This is a genomic window from Aeromicrobium sp. 50.2.37, assembly GCF_024655735.1.
In the GTDB taxonomy this organism is placed as follows: domain Bacteria; phylum Actinomycetota; class Actinomycetes; order Propionibacteriales; family Nocardioidaceae; genus Aeromicrobium.
The window spans coordinates 1-16,064 of the sequence record NZ_JANLGG010000005.1 but is presented as its reverse complement, the minus strand read 5'-3'; the positions used below and the strand labels follow the sequence as shown (position 1 = coordinate 16,064).

Annotated in this window: 14 protein-coding genes and 1 tRNA gene; 3 read left to right on the top strand and 12 right to left on the bottom strand. The window is 72.7% G+C overall.

The features are described from left to right. Positions 1-3: 3 nt before the first annotated feature. Complete coding sequence (locus NUV38_RS03975) at positions 4-969, bottom strand: ribose-phosphate diphosphokinase (RefSeq protein ID WP_257727969.1); 966 nt, start codon at positions 967-969, stop codon at positions 4-6. Position 970: 1 nt separating this feature from the next. Then, the gene (gene glmU, locus NUV38_RS03970; RefSeq protein ID WP_257727865.1) at positions 971-2,416 is read right to left on the bottom strand and encodes a bifunctional UDP-N-acetylglucosamine diphosphorylase/glucosamine-1-phosphate N-acetyltransferase GlmU; all 1,446 of its coding nucleotides are present in this window, start codon (positions 2,414-2,416) and stop codon (positions 971-973) included. Between the two features lie 136 nt (positions 2,417-2,552). Between glmU and NUV38_RS03965 the strand changes: the two genes are divergently transcribed. Together NUV38_RS03965 and NUV38_RS03960 are read left to right on the top strand one after the other, a co-directional pair. Then, complete coding sequence (locus NUV38_RS03965; RefSeq protein ID WP_257727864.1) at positions 2,553-2,717, top strand: hypothetical protein; 165 nt, start codon at positions 2,553-2,555, stop codon at positions 2,715-2,717. A 39-nt stretch (positions 2,718-2,756) separates the two neighbouring features. Further along, positions 2,757-4,430, top strand: coding sequence for a CapA family protein (locus tag NUV38_RS03960; protein WP_257727863.1), 1,674 nt, complete (start codon positions 2,757-2,759; stop codon positions 4,428-4,430). Between the two features lie 269 nt (positions 4,431-4,699). On the opposite strand, the gene NUV38_RS03955 is transcribed toward NUV38_RS03960, so the two are convergent. The 3 genes from NUV38_RS03955 to NUV38_RS03945 all read right to left on the bottom strand — a co-directional run bounded on the left by NUV38_RS03955 (position 4,700) and on the right by NUV38_RS03945 (position 6,935). Continuing rightward, positions 4,700-4,778, bottom strand: a tRNA-Gln gene (locus tag NUV38_RS03955). 34 nt (positions 4,779-4,812) lie between these two features. After that, on the bottom strand, positions 4,813-5,583 hold the full coding sequence (locus NUV38_RS03950; RefSeq protein ID WP_257727862.1) for a methyltransferase domain-containing protein: 771 nt from the start codon (positions 5,581-5,583) through the stop codon (positions 4,813-4,815). After that, positions 5,583-6,935 carry an amidase family protein gene (locus NUV38_RS03945; RefSeq protein ID WP_257727861.1) on the bottom strand — a complete coding sequence of 451 codons (1,353 nt, stop codon included), beginning with the start codon at positions 6,933-6,935 and terminating at the stop codon, positions 5,583-5,585. The genes NUV38_RS03950 and NUV38_RS03945 overlap by 1 nt, the downstream gene beginning before the upstream one ends. A gap of 74 nt (positions 6,936-7,009) precedes the next feature. On the opposite strand from NUV38_RS03945, the gene NUV38_RS03940 reads away from it, so the two are divergent. Further along, positions 7,010-7,504 (top strand): MarR family winged helix-turn-helix transcriptional regulator, encoded by a 495-nt coding sequence (locus NUV38_RS03940; RefSeq protein WP_257727860.1) that lies wholly within the window; start codon positions 7,010-7,012, stop codon positions 7,502-7,504. A 58-nt stretch (positions 7,505-7,562) separates the two neighbouring features. Here NUV38_RS03940 and NUV38_RS03935 read toward each other — a convergent pair whose 3' ends face one another. From NUV38_RS03935 to rsmI, 7 genes are all read right to left on the bottom strand, one after another. After that, entirely contained in the window at positions 7,563-9,434 is a 1,872-nt protein-coding gene (locus NUV38_RS03935) for an ABC-F family ATP-binding cassette domain-containing protein (protein ID WP_257727859.1), read from the bottom strand. Next, a complete protein-coding gene (locus NUV38_RS03930) occupies positions 9,431-10,354 on the bottom strand; it encodes a 4-(cytidine 5'-diphospho)-2-C-methyl-D-erythritol kinase (RefSeq protein ID WP_257727858.1) in 924 nt (307 codons plus the stop codon). Before NUV38_RS03930 ends, NUV38_RS03935 begins: the two co-directional genes overlap by 4 nt. Before the next feature lie 63 nt (positions 10,355-10,417). Continuing rightward, complete coding sequence (gene rsmA, locus NUV38_RS03925) at positions 10,418-11,314, bottom strand: 16S rRNA (adenine(1518)-N(6)/adenine(1519)-N(6))-dimethyltransferase RsmA (protein WP_374626073.1); 897 nt, start codon at positions 11,312-11,314, stop codon at positions 10,418-10,420. Further along, entirely contained in the window at positions 11,287-12,471 is a 1,185-nt protein-coding gene (locus NUV38_RS03915) for a transglycosylase family protein (RefSeq protein WP_308219649.1), read from the bottom strand. The genes rsmA and NUV38_RS03915 overlap by 28 nt, the downstream gene beginning before the upstream one ends. 75 nt (positions 12,472-12,546) lie before the next feature. Beyond that, a complete protein-coding gene (locus NUV38_RS03910; protein WP_257727857.1) occupies positions 12,547-13,422 on the bottom strand; it encodes a TatD family hydrolase in 876 nt (291 codons plus the stop codon). Continuing rightward, a complete protein-coding gene (gene metG / locus NUV38_RS03905; protein WP_257727856.1) occupies positions 13,419-15,023 on the bottom strand; it encodes a methionine--tRNA ligase in 1,605 nt (534 codons plus the stop codon). The genes NUV38_RS03910 and metG overlap by 4 nt, the downstream gene beginning before the upstream one ends. A gap of 96 nt (positions 15,024-15,119) precedes the next feature. Next, the gene (gene rsmI / locus NUV38_RS03900; RefSeq protein ID WP_257727855.1) at positions 15,120-15,950 is read right to left on the bottom strand and encodes a 16S rRNA (cytidine(1402)-2'-O)-methyltransferase; all 831 of its coding nucleotides are present in this window, start codon (positions 15,948-15,950) and stop codon (positions 15,120-15,122) included. Positions 15,951-16,064 lie beyond the last annotated feature (114 nt).

Here is a 16,064-nt window from a genome sequence, read left to right as displayed (position 1 = left end):
GGTTCAGCTGAACAGGCTGGTGACCGAGCCGTCCTCGAAGACGGCGGCGGTGGCCTGGGCCAGCAGCGGGGCGATCGACAGCACCGTCAGCTTGTCGAAGCGCTGGTCGTCGTTCAGTGGCAGCGTGTTGGTGACGACCACCTCGGTGGCCACCGAGTTCTTGAGCCGGTCGACCGCCGGGCCGGAGAACACCGGGTGCGTGGCGGCGATGACCACGTCGGCGGCGCCGTCGGCCTTGAGCGCCTCGGCGGCCTGCACGATCGTGCCGCCGGTGTCGATGAGGTCGTCGACCAGGATGCAGCAGCGTCCCTCGACCTCGCCGACGACGCGGTTGGCCTTCGACTCGTTCGGCTTGCGCGGGTCGCGGGTCTTGTGGATGAACGCGAGCGGGGCGCCGCCCAGGGCGTTGGCCCACGACTCGGCGACCTTGATGCGACCGGCGTCGGGCGAGACGACCGCGAGCGGCTGCTTGCCGTACTTGCGCTTGACGTAGCGCGTGAGGATCGGCATGGCCAGCAGGTGGTCGACGGGACCGTCGAAGTAGCCCTGGATCTGCGCCGTGTGCAGGTCGACCGTCATGAGCCGGTCGGCGCCGGCGGCCGTGAACAGGTCGGCCATGAGCCGGGCCGAGATCGGCTCGCGACCGAGGTGCTTCTTGTCCTGGCGGGCGTAGCCGTAGAACGGCAGGATCACCGTGATGCGCTTCGCGGACGCACGCTTCAGCGCGTCGATCATGATGAGCTGCTCCATGATCGCCTCGTTGATCGGGGCTGCGTGACTCTGGATGACGAACGCGTCGCTGCCACGGACCGACTCGTCGAAGCGGACGTAGATCTCACCGTTCGCGAAGTCGTACGCCGTGGTCGGCACGAGCGGGACCTCGAGCAGGTTCGCGACCTCCTCGGCGAGCACGGGGTGCGCACGGCCCGAGAAGAGCATGATCTTCTTCGTCGGCGTCTTCTTGAGCAGGTCACTCACCAGCGGGCTCCTCGGCGGCGTCGGCGGCGGCAGCGGACGGGGTGCCCGGCCGCTTGCGCTGCACCCACCCGTCCATGGTCCTCTGTGTCCCGGCACTCACCGCAAGCGCCCCCGGCGGGACGTCCTCCCGCACGATCGTCCCGGCCCCGGTGAAGGCACCGTCGCCGATCGTCACGGGCGCGACGAACACGTTGTCCGACCCGGTGCGGGCGTGCTTGCCCACCACCGTGCGGTGCTTGTTCATCCCGTCGTAGTTGGCGACGATCGTGCCGGCGCCGATGTTGGTGCCCTCGCCGACGTCGGCGTCACCGACGTAGCTGAGGTGCGGCACCTTGGCGCCCTCGCCGAGGGTCGAGTTCTTGACCTCCACGAAGGTGCCGATCTTGCCCTGGTCGCCCAGCACCGCACCGGGACGCAGGTAGGCGAACGGGCCCACGCTCGCGCCGGCACCCACGACGGCGTCGGAGCCGTGCGTCCGCACGACGGTGGCGTCGTCGCCGACCTCGACGTTGCGCAGCGTGGTGTCGGGTCCGACCGTTGCGCCGGCACCGATGCTCGTCGCGCCGAGCAGCTGGGTACCGGGCAGCAGGGTGACGTCGATGCCGAGGCTGACGTCGGAGTCGATCCACGTGGTGTCGGGGTCGACGATCGTGACGCCCTGACGCATCCAGTGGTCGGTCGTGCGCCGGTTGAGCTCCTTGCCGAGACGGGCCAGCTGGGCCCGGTCGTTCACGCCCTCCGTCTGCCACACGTCCTCGAGGACGTGGGCCCCGACCGGGCGGCCCTCGCGCACGGCCGTGCCGACGATGTCGGTGAGGTACAGCTCGCCCTGCGCGTTGTCGGTGTCGAGCTTGCGCGTGGCGTGGTCCAGGAAGGCGGCCTCGACGGCGAGGATGCCGCTGTTGACCTCGCGCACGGCCCGCTCGTCGTCCGTCGCGTCCTTGTGCTCGCGGATCGCGACCACGGCGCCCTGCTCGTCGCGCAGGATGCGGCCGTAGCCGCTCGGGTCGTCCAGCTCGGCGGTGAGGATCGTGACAGCGCGGCCCGCGTGGGTGTGGTCGAGCAGCAGCTCCGACAGCGTCTGGGCCGTGAGGAGCGGGACGTCGCCGTAGGTGATGAGCACGGTCCCCTCGGGCACCTCGTCAAGGGCGTCGAGCGCGACGCGGACGGCGTGCCCCGTGCCGTTCTGCTGCTCCTGCACGGCCTGCACGACGCCGGCGTCCAGCTCGGTGACGGCGGCGGAGACCTGCTCGCGGTCGTGGCCCACGACGGCGACGACCTGCGAGGCGCCGACCTCGCGGACCGCCGTGAGCGCGTGGGCGACCATGCTGCGCCCGCCCAGGGAGTGCAGCACCTTGGCGGAGCGGGACCTCATGCGCGTCCCGGCGCCGGCAGCGAGGACGATCGCGGTCACGGTCGGCGTGGTGGAGTCAGGCACGCCCGACAGTGTACGGAGCATGCGGACCCGGCAGCACCCCCCGACGCCGTCGGCCAGGAGACCTGCAGGACACCGCCGACGCGCCCGATCGATCGACTCGGTCTGCGGACGGCGTCGGTCCGGGGGACGATGAGGGATGACCGATCCCGTCGAGGAGACCACCGACGCCCGGACGCAGGACGCCCTCCGTTCGCTCGAGAAGGCCCTGCAGGACCCGGAGATCGCCGAGACCTTCCGCGGGGTGCAGCGTCACCTCGGCTCGTTCACCTTCGACCCCGTCGGCACGCTCGACGAGGACTGACCGCCCGGCTCGCTTGGCCCGGTCATGGAGCATCGACGCATGGACCAGCGCCGCCGGCGGACGGGACCCGTGCTCGCGGGGGTCGTCGCGCTGCTCGGAGGCTGCTCGGCGCACTCCTGGTCCTTCGACCCCGAGGTCGCGGACCCGTCGCGCGCCATCACGCTCGCCTTCGCCGGTGACGTCCACTTCGAGGGCGACCTCTCGGACGTGCCGGGTGACGACGACGCGACGCTCGGCGAGATGTCGCAGCTGCTCGCGGCTGCCGACCTCGCGATCGTCAACCTCGAGTCGGCGCTGACCACCCGGGGCGAGCCGGCCGCCAAGGAGCTCGAGTCCCCTGATGCGCGCTACTGGTTCCGTGCACCGGCGTCGGCGCTCGACGTCCTCGAGCGGTCGGGCGTGGACGTGGCGTCCATGGCCAACAACCACGGCGCCGACTTCGGTGTGCGCGGCGTCCGCGACAGCGTGGCAGCCGCCGAGGACGGCCCCGTCGCGCTGGTGGGGATCGGCCTCGACGACGAGGCCGCCTACGCACCTCACCGCCGGACCATCCGCGGGACGTCGGTGGCCGTGCACGCCGCGGACGCCTCCCCGCTGGAGAGCGAGGCGGCCGTCTGGACGGCGGAACCGGGCAGCGGGCCCGGACTCGCGACCGCCCGGGGCGCCGGGACCACGCGCCTGCTCTCCTCCGTCCGCACCTCCGTCGAGCGCGACGACGTGGTCGTGGTCTACCTGCACTGGGGCGCCGAGGGCCTCGCCGAGCCGACCGCGGCGCAGCAGGAGCTGGCCGGCGCGCTCGCCGACGCCGGGGCCGACGTGGTCGTGGGCGCCCACACGCACATCCCCATGGGAGCGGGCACGCTCGACTCGACGTACGTCGCGTACGGGCTGGGCAACTTCCACTGGTACCACGGCGACACGGCCGAGTCCGGCGTCCTGCAGCTCACGCTGACCGACGGCCAGGTCACCGACGACCAGTGGCGCCCCGGCCTGATCCCGCCGGAGGGTGGCGGCCCGACCCCGCTGTCCGGCGAGGCCGCCGACTCCGCGGTGATGTCGTGGCGCGCTCTGCGGGAGACGACCGGGCTCGCGGCACCACCCGGCCAGGCGGGAGCACCGACGCCACCCGACCTCCCGGCCTTCGAGGCGTCCGTGGACGGGATCGACGCAGGCACCCGGCAACGGATGACCAGCCACAACCCCGACGTGTGCCCGGTGCCGCTCACGGACCTGCGCCTGGTCACCCTCCCGTACGTCGGCTTCGACGGCATGGCGCACCAGGGCGAGATCGTAGTGCACGCCGATGTCGCCGCCGACGTGGTGCGCGTCTTCGGCACCCTCTACCGCGAACGGTTCCCGCTGCAGTCGATGCGCCTCATCGACGAGTTCGACGGTGACGACGACCGGTCGATGGCCGCCAACAACAGCTCCGGCTACAACTGCCGCACCGTCGCGGGCACCGACACGTGGTCGGCCCACGCCTACGGGCGCGCGGTCGACATCAACCCGGTGCAGAACCCCTACGTGGTCGGCGGGACCGCACGACCGCCAGCGGCCCAGGCGTTCGTCGGCGTCAACCGCTCCCCCGGGACCGAGGCAGCTCCCGGCGTCATCGTCGAGGGCGACGTCGTCGACCGTGCCTTCACGGGGATCGGCTGGGAGCGGGGAGCCGACTTCCCAGAGCCGGACTACCAGCACTACGCAGCGCCCTGACGGCGGTCACGGCCCAAGACTGCGGCCCCACACGAGTCACCTCACGTGCAGGACCGCAGGTCCTACGATCCGCTTCGCAGCTCCCGAGGTCCCCACGCCTGGTCGGGGTCCCCCGTCGGCGCGTGCCGACCTGCTGTCGACACTACGGCCACAGGTCTGACGGGGCCATGGTCACTTGGAGCCCCCACGCGAAGCGAACCGCGCGGTCGACGCAAGACTGCCTCCCGCGCCTCAACCGGCGGACGGACCGCTCGAGCGATCGGCGTCGGCTCCCCGGGCAGGAGTCGAACCTGCGTCGCTTGTCCTGATTCAAAGTCAGGCGGGCCCTGCCGGCAGACCAACCGGGGAACGTCGCGACGTGGGCCGCGACGGCGGGACCAGGCTACCCGAGCGGGCGGGTGGCGACGGCGAACGTGCGCCGGAACGGGAGCACCGTGCCGAAGGGGCGGGACGGGTAAGCCGTGCGCAGCTCGGCCTTGTACTCCTCCACGAACTCCTCGCGGAGCCCGTCCGGCAGCGCCGCGAGCACCGGGCGGGCGCCCGTGCCCTTGACCCACTCGAACACCGGGTCCTCGCCCGGGAGGACGTGCAGGTACGTGGTCTCCCACGCGTCGCAGTCCCAGCCGAGGTCGGCGAAGAGCTCGAGGTAGACCTCGGGCGCGGTTCCACGGACCCCCAGCACGCCGCCCGTGTGCTCGGCGTACCGAGGTCGGTCGGCGACCTCACGCATGAGCGCGTGGCTCGGGGCGTCGGCGTTGTTCGGCACCTGCACCGCGATGGAACCGCCCGGGAGCACGGCGTCGGCCAGTCGCCTCAGGACCGACTCCTGCTCCGGCACCCACTGGAACATCGCGTTGGAGGTGATGACGTCGACCGGCGCGGCGGGCGCCCACGTCTCGACGTCGGACAGCTCGTACCGCGCACCGGGATCGTCGTTGGCCGCCTTCGCCCGCTCGATCATCTCCGGTGACGCGTCCACGCCGAGGACCTGCGCGTCCGGCCACCGACCCCGCAGCACCGACGTGAGGTTGCCGGCGCCGCAGCCGAGGTCGACCACCGTCGCGGCGTCGCCCCGGATCCGGGCGACGAGGTCGACGAACGGGCGTCCGCGGTCGTCGGCGAAGCGCAGGTACTGCGTCGGGTCCCAGCGCATCACTCGGCCCTCAGCAACGACTCGACCTGCGAGGCCACGGACATCAGCAGCGGGTCCTGGTCGCGACGGGCCACGAGCTGCACCGCGAGCGGCAGGTCCTTCTTGCGCGATCGCCCCACGGGCAGCGACACCGCCGGCACGCCCGCGTGGTTCCACTGGGCCGTGTAGGGGTAGAAGGCGTTCATGCCGAGCACGGTGCGCAGGCCACCCTTGCCGGCGAAGCGCCCCACCGGCAGCGCGGGGCCGCTCATCACGGGGGTGAGCAGCAGGTCGACGCCGAGCCGGTCATGGACCGTCGCCCCGAACCGCAGGCCGGCGCGCTGCGCCCAGGCCACCGACGCGGGACCGAACGGTCGGCCGAGACGAGCGATCTGCTGCGTGCGCGGCTCCAGCAGGGTCTGGTCGTCGACACCGCGCGCAGCGTCGGCGATCCCGGCGAGGTAGCGGACGGTCAGCGCCTTGGCGTCGAGTCCGTACGGCACCGTGACCTGGACGACCTCGTGCCCCGCGTCGCTGAGCAGACCGGCCACGTGGTCGAGGGCCGCCTTCACGTCGCGGTGCAGGGGCTCGGCCCGGGTGGCCGCCGCGGTGCTGGTGCTCACCCCGATGCGCAGGGTGCGCGGTGTCGTGGACGCGGCGTGCGCCAGTGCACCGGCGCGGCCGAGGCCGACAGCGTCGAGGTAGACCGCCGTGTCACGCACCGTCGGCGTGACGCACCCCTGGGTGGACAGGCCGTGCCAGCCACCGGCCCCCGGCAGGTAGCCGTGCGTGGTCTTGAAGCCCACGAGCCCGCAGCTGGCCGCCGGGATGCGGATCGAGCCGGCGCCGTCCGACGCCGTGGCCACGCCGATCGCCCCGGACGCGACCAGCGCGGCCGACCCACCCGACGAGCCGCCGCTGGAGCGGTCGAGGTGGTGCGGGTTGCGGGTGATGCCGCGCGCTGCGGACTCGGTGAAGCCGTAGATCGCGAGCTCGGGAAGCGTGGTGGTGGCCACCGGCACCGCCCCGGCCGCCAGCAGGGCCTGCACGAGCTCGCTGTCCTGGGTCGCCACCCGTGACACCGCGCGACTGCCGAGGGCCGTGACCCGCCCGGCCACGTCGAGGTCGTTCTTGATCGCCACCGGGACGCCGAGCAGCGGTCCGCGCTCGCCCCGCGCGATGCGGGCGTCGGCCTCGGTCGAGGCGTCGAACGCCTCGTCGGCGAGCAGCTCGACCACGGCGTTCACCCGGGCGTCCTCCCGCTCGATCGCATCGAGCGTGGCGATGGTCAGCTCCCGCGAGGAGACCGACCCCTCACGCAGCAGCGGCACGAGGGTGGCCGGGCCCTTGCCCACCAGGTCGACGACGTCCATGGTCGAAACGGTAGAGGTAGTCCGCGACCAGAACAATCTCGACATCAAGATTCTTGACGCAGTACGATGGCGGCATGGCTGCCGACGCGCGTGACGAGGTCGACGACATCGTCGCGGCCTGGCAGCGCGAACGCCCCGACCTCGACACCACGCCGATGCAGGTGCTGAGCCGCGTGACCCGGCTCGCGCGCCACCTGGATCGCGCCCGTCGCGCCGCCTTCGCGGCCCACTCGCTCGAGCCGTGGGAGTTCGACGTGCTCTCGGCGCTGCGCCGCTCCGGTCCGCCGTACCAGCTCTCCCCGGGTCGCCTGGTCACCGAGACCCTCGTGACCAGCGGCACGATGACCAACCGGGTCGATCGGCTCACGGAGCGCGGACTCGTCTCGCGCGAGGCGGACCCGGCCGACCGCCGAGGCGTCCAGGTGACGCTCACGGCCGCAGGGCGCAGCGCCGTCGACGCCGCGCTCGACGAGCTGCTGGAGCAGGAGCGGTCCCTGCTGTCGAGCCTCCCGCCCCGCGACGCCGAGGCGCTCGCCGCGTCGCTGCGCACGCTCGCGCGCCACGTCTGAGCATCCTCGCCCGGTCGACGCCGCCCTCACGAGACCGACGGCCTCGGGTCGCGGCCCGTCAGTCCGCGAGCTCCAGCCACCGCTCCTCGAGCCGGTCGCGCTCGGCCACCACCTCGGCGTGCTCGCTCGACAGGACGAGCAGCCGGTCGGGCTCGGCCGCTGCCTCCGCCATCTGACGCTCCAGGTCGGCCTCGCGTCCGCTGAGCCGCTCGATCTGGCGCTCCAGGCGGGCGACCTCCTTGCGGTCCTGGCGGTCCTGCGCCGACCCGGCCGAACGGCTCGGGGCGGAGCCGGCCGGGGACTCGGCGACAGTGCCTGACGGCCCGCCGGACGTGGCCGTGGCGACGGCGTCGGGACTGCCGGACGTCTCGGCCGCCTCCCGCCGACGCAGCCGCAGGTACTCGTCGACCCCTCCCGGAAGGTGACGCAGTCGACCGTCGAGCACGGCGTACTGCTGGTCCGTCACGCGCTCCAGGAGGTAGCGGTCGTGGCTGACCACGAGCAGGGTCCCGGGCCACGTGTCGAGGAGGTCCTCGATCGCGGCCAGCATGTCGGTGTCCATGTCGTTCGTCGGCTCGTCGAGGATCAGCACGTTCGGCTCGTCGAGCAGCACCAGCAGCAGCTGGAGCCGTCGCCGCTGGCCACCGGAGAGGTCCTTGACCCGGTTCGACAGCTGGGCGCTGGAGAACCCGAGTCGCTCCAGCATCTGCGACGGGGAGACCTCGCCGCCCTCGGCCTGGTAGCTGGCGCGACGTCCGGCGACGACGTCGCGGACCCGGTCGTCGGCGATCGTCTCGAGCTCGGACAGCGACTGCGACAACGTGGCCACCTGCACGGTCTTGCCGCGCTTCACGTGCCCGCTCGAGGGCTGCACCGTCCCGGCGACCAGGCCGAGCAGGGTGCTCTTGCCCGCACCGTTCGCCCCCAGGATGCCGACCCGCTCGCCCGGGGCGATCCGCCACTCGACCCGCTGCAGGACCTCGTGCGCCGCGCGCCCCGACCCTGTCGAGGGATAGGCCACGGACACGTCGAGCAGGTCGACGACGTCCTTGCCCAGACGTGCGGTGGCCACGCGCTTGAGCGCCACCTCGTCACGCACCGGCGGCTCGCGCTCGATCAGCTCGTTCGCCGCGTCGATGCGGAACTTCGGCTTCGACGTCCGCGCCGGCGCGCCGCGCCTCAGCCACGCCAGCTCCTTGCGCAGCAGGTTCTGGCGTCGCGACTCCGAGGCCGCCGCCTGCCGGTCGCGCTCGACCCGTTGCAGCACGTACGCCGCGTAGCCGCCCTCGAACGGCTCGACGATCGCGTCGTGCACCTCCCACGTGTCGGTGCACGCCTCGTCCAGGAACCACCGGTCGTGGGTGACCACCACGAACGCACCCTGCCCCGAGGCGAAGCGGGCGTTGAGGTGCGCCGCGAGCCAGGTCACGCCCTCCACGTCGAGGTGGTTGGTGGGCTCGTCGAGGAACAGGACGTCGTGGTCGCCCACCAGCACCGCCGCGAGCGAGACGCGTCGACGCTGACCGCCGCTCAGGTCCCCCACCCGGGCGTCCCACGGGACGTCGGACAGCAGGCCGTTCACGACGTCGCGGACCTTCGCGTCACCGGCCCACTCGTGCTCGGCCGTGTCGCCCACCACCGCGTCGGACACGACCACGGCTGGGTCGAGCACGTCGGCCTGGTCCACGAAGCCGACCCGCAGGTCGCGGCGCCAGGTGATGCGACCCTCGTCGGGCTCGAGCCGTCGCGCGAGGACCCGCATGAGGGTCGACTTCCCGTCGCCGTTGCGCCCGACGACACCCACGCGCTGACCCTCGGCGAGGCCCAGGGTCACGTCGTCGAGCACGTCCTTCGTCGGGAACGACAGCTGAAGACCCTCGCCGCCGATGAGGGGGCGGGTCGTGCCTCCGCCGCGAGCGCTGCCGCTCATCCGATGAAGCGGACGCCCGGGACCGGGCCGGTGGACTGCACGACGTCGGCGCAGCCACCGGCACCGGCGAGGGCGATCGCGATGTCGAGGCTGTGCTGCTCGTCGGTGGCGAGGAACAGGCAGGTGGGTCCGGACCCGGAGATGATCGCCCCGAGAGCCTCGGCCTGGCGCCCGACGTCGAGCGTGGCCTCGAGCTCCGGTCGCAGCGACAGCGACGCCTCGGTCAGGTCGTTGGACAGGGCCGCGCCGAGCGCCTGGGCATCGCCCGAGCGGAGCGCCGCCAGGAGGGCGTCGGGCACCTCGGGCTCCGGCACGTCGCGACCCTCGTTGAGCCGGTCGAACTCGGCGTAGACGGCCGCCGTCGACAGGCCTTCGGCCGCGACGGCGAAGACCCAGTGGTACGACCCTCGGGCGAGGACAGGGCTGACCGTCTCGCCTCGACCGCCGCCGATCGCGTTGCCACCGTGCAGCAGGAACGGGACGTCGCTGCCGAGCGACGCTGCGACCGGCTCGAGGTCGTGCCGGGAGTAGCCCAGCCCCCACGCGTCGTTGCAGGCCACCAGCGCCGCCGCCGCATCGGCCGAGCCGCCCGCCATGCCGCCGGCCACCGGGATGACCTTGCGGATGGCCAGGTCGATGCCGGCCTCGATGCCGGCGTGCTCACGCAGCGCGGCAGCCGCACGGACCGCGATGTTGTCCCACCCCTCGGGCACCAGCGCGGCCTCGGCCTCGGCGTCCTCCACGTCGACCGTCGTGGTCACGGTGATCTCGTCGGAGTCGACCACGGTGGCGCGCAGCTCGTCGTGCAGGTCGACGGCCTGGTACACGGTGGCGAGCGGGTGGAAGCCGTCCTCGCGCACGGGTCCGACGCCGAGACACAGGTTGATCTTGGCGGGCACACGCACGCTGACGGTAGTCACCGCACCAACCTACAGACGGGCCGAGGACGGGGCAGCGCCGTCCTGGGCCGGGCCTGGTCCGGCTCAGCCCAGGACGGTCGCGATGCGGGCGAAGTCCGCGACGTCCAGCTGCTCGCCGCGCGCCTGCGGGTCGACCCCCGCCGACCGCAGCGCCTCCTCCGCCGCAGCGCCCGAGCCGAACAGGCCCGAGAGAGCCGCGCGGAGCGTCTTGCGGCGCTGCGCGAACGCGGCGTCGACGACCCGGAAGGTCGCGCGGCGGAGGGTCTCGTCGCCGGGGGTGGGCCTGCGGCGCAGCGACACGAGCGCGGAGTCGACGTTCGGGACGGGCCAGAACACCTGGCGTCCAATGGTGCCGGCCAGGGCGACGTCGCAGTACCAGGACGCCTTGACGCTCGGCACCCCGTACGTGCGCGACCCGGGGCCGGCGGCGAGTCGGTGCGCCACCTCGGCCTGCACCATCACCAGCACGGACTCGATCGAGTCGAAGCGCTCGAGCAGGTGCAGCAGCACCGGCACCGACACGTTGTACGGGAGGTTGGCCACCAGCGCCGTGGGCGCCGGACCTGGCAGGTCCTCCACGCGCATGGCGTCGGCCTGCACGAGGTGGAGCCGATCGGCGTGGTCGGGCGCGTGGTCGGCCACGGTGACCGGCAGTCGTCCGGCGAGGACCGGGTCGATCTCGACGGCCACGACCTGTCTGGCCACGCCCAGCAGCTCGAGCGTCAACGAACCCAGGCCGGGGCCGACCTCGACGACGACGTCGTCGGGGCCGACCCCGGAGGTGCGGACGATGCGCCGGACGGTGTTGGCATCGACCACGAAGTTTTGGCCACGTTGCTTCGTGGGGCGCAGGCCGATCGCCTCAGCGATGCGACGGACCTCGGTCGCGCCCAGCAGCGAGGGCGGGCGCGGCGGCGGGAGCGCCGGGCCGCTCAGCCGACACCGACCTTCGCGGCGCAGGACCACTGGCCCCAGCCGGACCGCTGCTGCAGGATCTTGGCGTACTTGATCTGCACCTCGCGGCTGTGCTCGTGCGGCAGGCCGGGCCCGCCGACGCTGCGCCAGGTGGCCGCCGAGAACTGCAGGCCGCCGTAGTAGCCGTTGCCGGTGTTGATGCTCCAGTTGCCGCCGGACTCGCACTTCGCGATGCGGTCCCACACGCTGCCGTCCTCGACGGACGGGGCCTCGGCGGTACCGCGCGCCACGACGCGCGGCGCACCCTTCTCGAGCGTCCTCGACGTGAGCACCAGGCGGTGGCGGACCTCGCCGTCGGCCTTCGTGAGCAGGACCTGCTGCTCGACCTCGCTGGGGCTCCCCTCCTCCAGGACCTTCTCGGTGCCCTTCTCGAGGGAGTCGTCGTCGCGGTACTCGACCTTCAGGTCGCGCTCGAGCTTCTCGGTGGTGTCGACCATCTCGATGCGCACGACCTCGACGTCGTCGCCCGGCTTCACCAGGGCGGCTCGACCGATCGCGTCGCCGGCGGTGACCTCGTCGTCCTCGTCGAGCCGGACCCCGGCTTCCTCGAGCACGCCCTCGGCCGTCGGAGCCGCGCTGGTGACCGAGCGGTCGTCACCGTCCACGGAGACCGTCAGCTTCTTGGGGTTGGACACGACGACCTGGTCGCCGGTGTCGTCGAGACGCGTGTCCGGAGCGTCGCTCAGCTCGGCGTCGGCGTCGGGCTCGACGTCGAGTTCGTCGAGCACCTCACCGACGGTCGCGGCGTGCACCGTCTCGCGCTCGACCGTGCCGTCGACGGCCAGGGTGACGTCCTTGGCGTACCGGACCTTGATCGTGTCGCCGTCGGAGACGGGCGCCGTGGGCTCGGCGTCGACGGCGGCGTTCCTGGTCTTGACGTCCTGGCTCTTGAGCAGCGACCCGACGGACGCGCCGAACGTGCGGACGGTGTCCTTGCGGCCGTCGACGTCGAGCGTGACGGTCTTGCCGAGCGTGCCGTAGGCGGCGACGCCCGCACCGATGACGAGCAGCACGGCCAGGTTGAGCGCGATGACGACACGCTTCTTCGTCTGGCGGTGGCGGCTGCGGGAGGGGGTCGGCGCGGGGGTGGCCGAGGAGCCGGTCGAGGGGTTCTGGGGGGACTTCGAGAAGGGGTGACGCACTGCTTTCCTCTGGTCGGGGACAGGGACGGCTGGAGATGGGCAGCCTGACCACCCTGCGACAGGAGGCTCGTGCCGTCAAACAGTGGAGCCGTGCTGCTGCCAGGATCCGCCGAACGCGCGGTCGGTGTTCTCGTCGATGGCCCGGCAGAGGTCGTCGACGGATCGGCCCAGGAACTCAGCCATGAAACGCACCGTCAGCGGGACGAGGAACGAGGCATTCGGGCGCCCGCGGTACGGCATCGGTGTGAGGAACGGCGCATCGGTCTCGACGAGGATCCGATCCGTCGGGGTGATCGCGAGCGCCTCGCGCAGCGGCTCGGCGTTCTTGAACGTGACCGTGCCGGAGAAGGACAGGTACGCACCGCGGTCGAGGCACCGACGGGCGACGTCGGCGTCACCGGAGAAGCAGTGCATGACCGTGCGCTCGGGCACGCCCTCGTCGTCCAGGAGCGCGAGCACGTCGTCGTGGGCGTCGCGGTCGTGGATGACGAGCGTGCGGTCGTGGCGCTTCGCCATGGCCACGTGCGCACGGAACGAGCGGTGCTGCGCGTCGCGACCGTCGGGCCCGGTGCGGAAGTAGTCGAGCCCGGTCTCCCCCACCGCCCGCACCTGCGGGTCCTGCGCGAGCGCGTCGATCTCGGCCAGGGCCGCGTCGAGCGTGCCGTCGGCGTCGAGCAGCGGCGCCTCGTTGGGGTGCAGGGCCACGGCGGCGACGACAGCCGGGTGGGCCCGGGCCGTCTCGACCGCCCACCGGGACCCCTCGAGGTCACAGCCGACCTGCACGATGCGGTTCACGTTGACCGCGGCGGCGCGGTCGAGGGCGTCGTCGACGTCGATGACCAGGCCACCCTTGATCCGGTGGTCGAGGTGGCAGTGGTTGTCGACCACCGGCGACGGCAACGGCTCGGGTGCGTCCGGCCAGGGCCAGTGGGCCGAGCCGGCGTCGGTCACTCGGCGTCCTCGATGCGCGGGAACAGGCTCGGGACCTTGGTGATCACCGAGCCCTCGGGCAGCCGGCCCCAGGCCGCCGCCGCGGAGATGCGCTGGTCGGCCAGCGCCCCCAGCGCCGGCTCGGCACCCAGGGACTCCCACAGCGATGCCGACGCCTTCGGCATGACGGGGTTGAGGAGCACGGCCAGGACACGAAGGCCCTCGGCCGCGGTGACCAGGATCGTGGCCAGACGCCCCTGTGCTGCCTCTGCCGCACCCGGCCCGGCATCCCCGCCAGCGGCCGCGGTCTTGGCCACCTGCCACGGCGCCTGCTCGGTGAGGTAGCCGTTGAGCGCCTCGACGATCCGCCACACCTGGGCGAGGGCGTCCTGCGGGGCGATCCGGTCGATCGCACGGTCGGCCTCGAGCACGGACTCCTCGACCAGCGCGACGACGGCCTCCTCGGCCGGGCCCTGCGGCCCAGCGGCGGGCAGCGCGCCGTCGAAGTACTTGCCGATCATGGCGGCCACCCGCGATGCCAGGTTGCCGAAGCCGTTCGCCAGCTCGGCGTGGTACCGCGCCCGCATGTCCTCCCACGAGATCGACCCGTCGGCACCGAACGTGAGCGCGCGCGCGAAGTAGTAGCGGTAGGCGTCGGACCCGAACACGTCGACCAGCTCGTCGGGACGGATGCCGTTGGCCTTGCTCTTGCTCATCTTCTGCCCGCCGACCAGCAGCCAGCCGTGCGCGAACACGCGGTGCGGCACCGGGCGGCCGGCCGCCATGAGCATGGCCGGCCAGATGACGGCGTGGAACCGGGCGATGTCCTTGCCGACGAGGTGCACGTCGGCCGGCCAGAGCTCGCCGAAGCGCTCGTCGTCGACGCCGTAGCCCGCCGCCGTCACGTAGTTGAGGAGGGCCTCGATCCACACGTACATGACGTGCGAGTGGTCCCACGGGACCTTGATGCCCCAGTCGAACGTGGACCGGCTGATGGAGAGGTCCTTGAGACCGCGGCGCACGAACGAGACGACCTCGTTGCGCGCCGACTCGGGCTGGATGAAGTCGGGGTTGCTCTCGTAGAGCTCGAGCAGGCGGTCGGCGTACGCGCTGAGCGGGAAGAAGTAGTTCTCCTCGGTCAGGTGCTCCACCCGGGAACCGTCGAGCGCGGAGACCTTGTGGCCCTCGTCGTCACCCTCGCCGTCGACCACGTCGTCCTCGGCCACGAACTCCTCCGACCCCACGGAGTACCAGCCGGTGAACTCGCCCTTGTAGACCTCGCCGCGGTCGTAGAGGTCCTGCCAGAACGCCTGCGAGCCGGCCTCGTGGCGCGCCTCGCTGGTGCGGATGAAGTCGTCGTTGGCGATGTCGAGGGTCTCGAGCAGCGGCTTCCACTCCGTCTCGACCAGCCGGTCGGTCCACTCCTGCGGGGTGACGCCGTTCTGCTCGGCCTTGCGGAGCACCTTCAGGCCGTGCTCGTCGGTGCCCGTCAGGTACCAGACGTCCTCGCCGCGCTGACGGTGCCAGCGGGTGAGGATGTCGCCGATGACCGTCGTGTAGCCGTGGCCGATGTGCGGCGCGTCGTTGACGTAGTAGATCGGCGTGGTGACGTAGTAGGACACGCCCCGATCCTAGTGACCACGGCCCGGACGGTCGGCGCTGCGTCGAGCAGGCGGGGGTCCGGGGCGTCGCTCGTGCGCGGGTCGGCAGGTCGCCGGTCAGCGCGCGTGGGCGGCGTCGTAGACCACGCGCTTGCGCACGCCGGTGTCGGCGACCACCCGGGCGACGGCGTCCTTGCGGCTGAGCCCGGTGGACTCGGCTGCGGCGACCAGGGACCGGAGGGCGTCGTCGTCGAGGTCGGCGGCGACGGCGACGTGCCCGGCCACCACGAGCGTGACCTCGCCGCGGACGCCGTGCTCCTGCTCGTCGACCCAGGCCACCAGCTCCGCGAGCGTGCCGCGCGCGACCTCCTCGTAGGTCTTGGTCAGCTCGCGGCACACGGCGGCGGGCCGGTCGTCGCCGAGGGCCGCGGCGAGGCCGGCGAGCGTGGCACGGGTGCGGTGCGGCGACTCGAAGAACACCATGGTGCGGGGCTCGGTGGCGAGGGCGGCGAAGGCGCGGTCGCGCTCCCCCGCCTTGCGCGGCGGGAACCCCTCGAAGCAGAACCGGTCGACCGGCAGCCCGCTGACCGCCAGGGCCGTGAGCACCGCCGAGGGGCCGGGGATGGCGTGCACGTCGACGTCGGCCTCGAGCGCCGCGACCACGAGCCGGTAGCCCGGGTCGGAGACGCTCGGCATGCCGGCGTCGGTCACCAGCAGCACGTCGAGCCCGTCCTGGAGGTGCTCCACCAGCTCGGGGGTGCGCTCGCGCTCGTTGCCCTCGAAGTAGGAGACGATCCGCCCCCCGACCGTCGCACCGAGGTCGGCCGCGAGCCTGCGCAGACGTCGGGTGTCCTCCGCCGCCACGACGTCGGCCGACCCGAGCGCAGCCACGAGCCTCGGCGACGCGTCGTCCGCCCGCCCGATGGGAGTCGCCGCGAGGATCAGCATCCCCCCATCCTCCCACCCCCGAGCGGTGACTTCTCCACCGAATGCGGCACGCCGGCCACGGCGGGGGGGGGGGGGGGGGGGGGGGGGGGGGGGGGGGGGGGGGGGGGGGGGGGG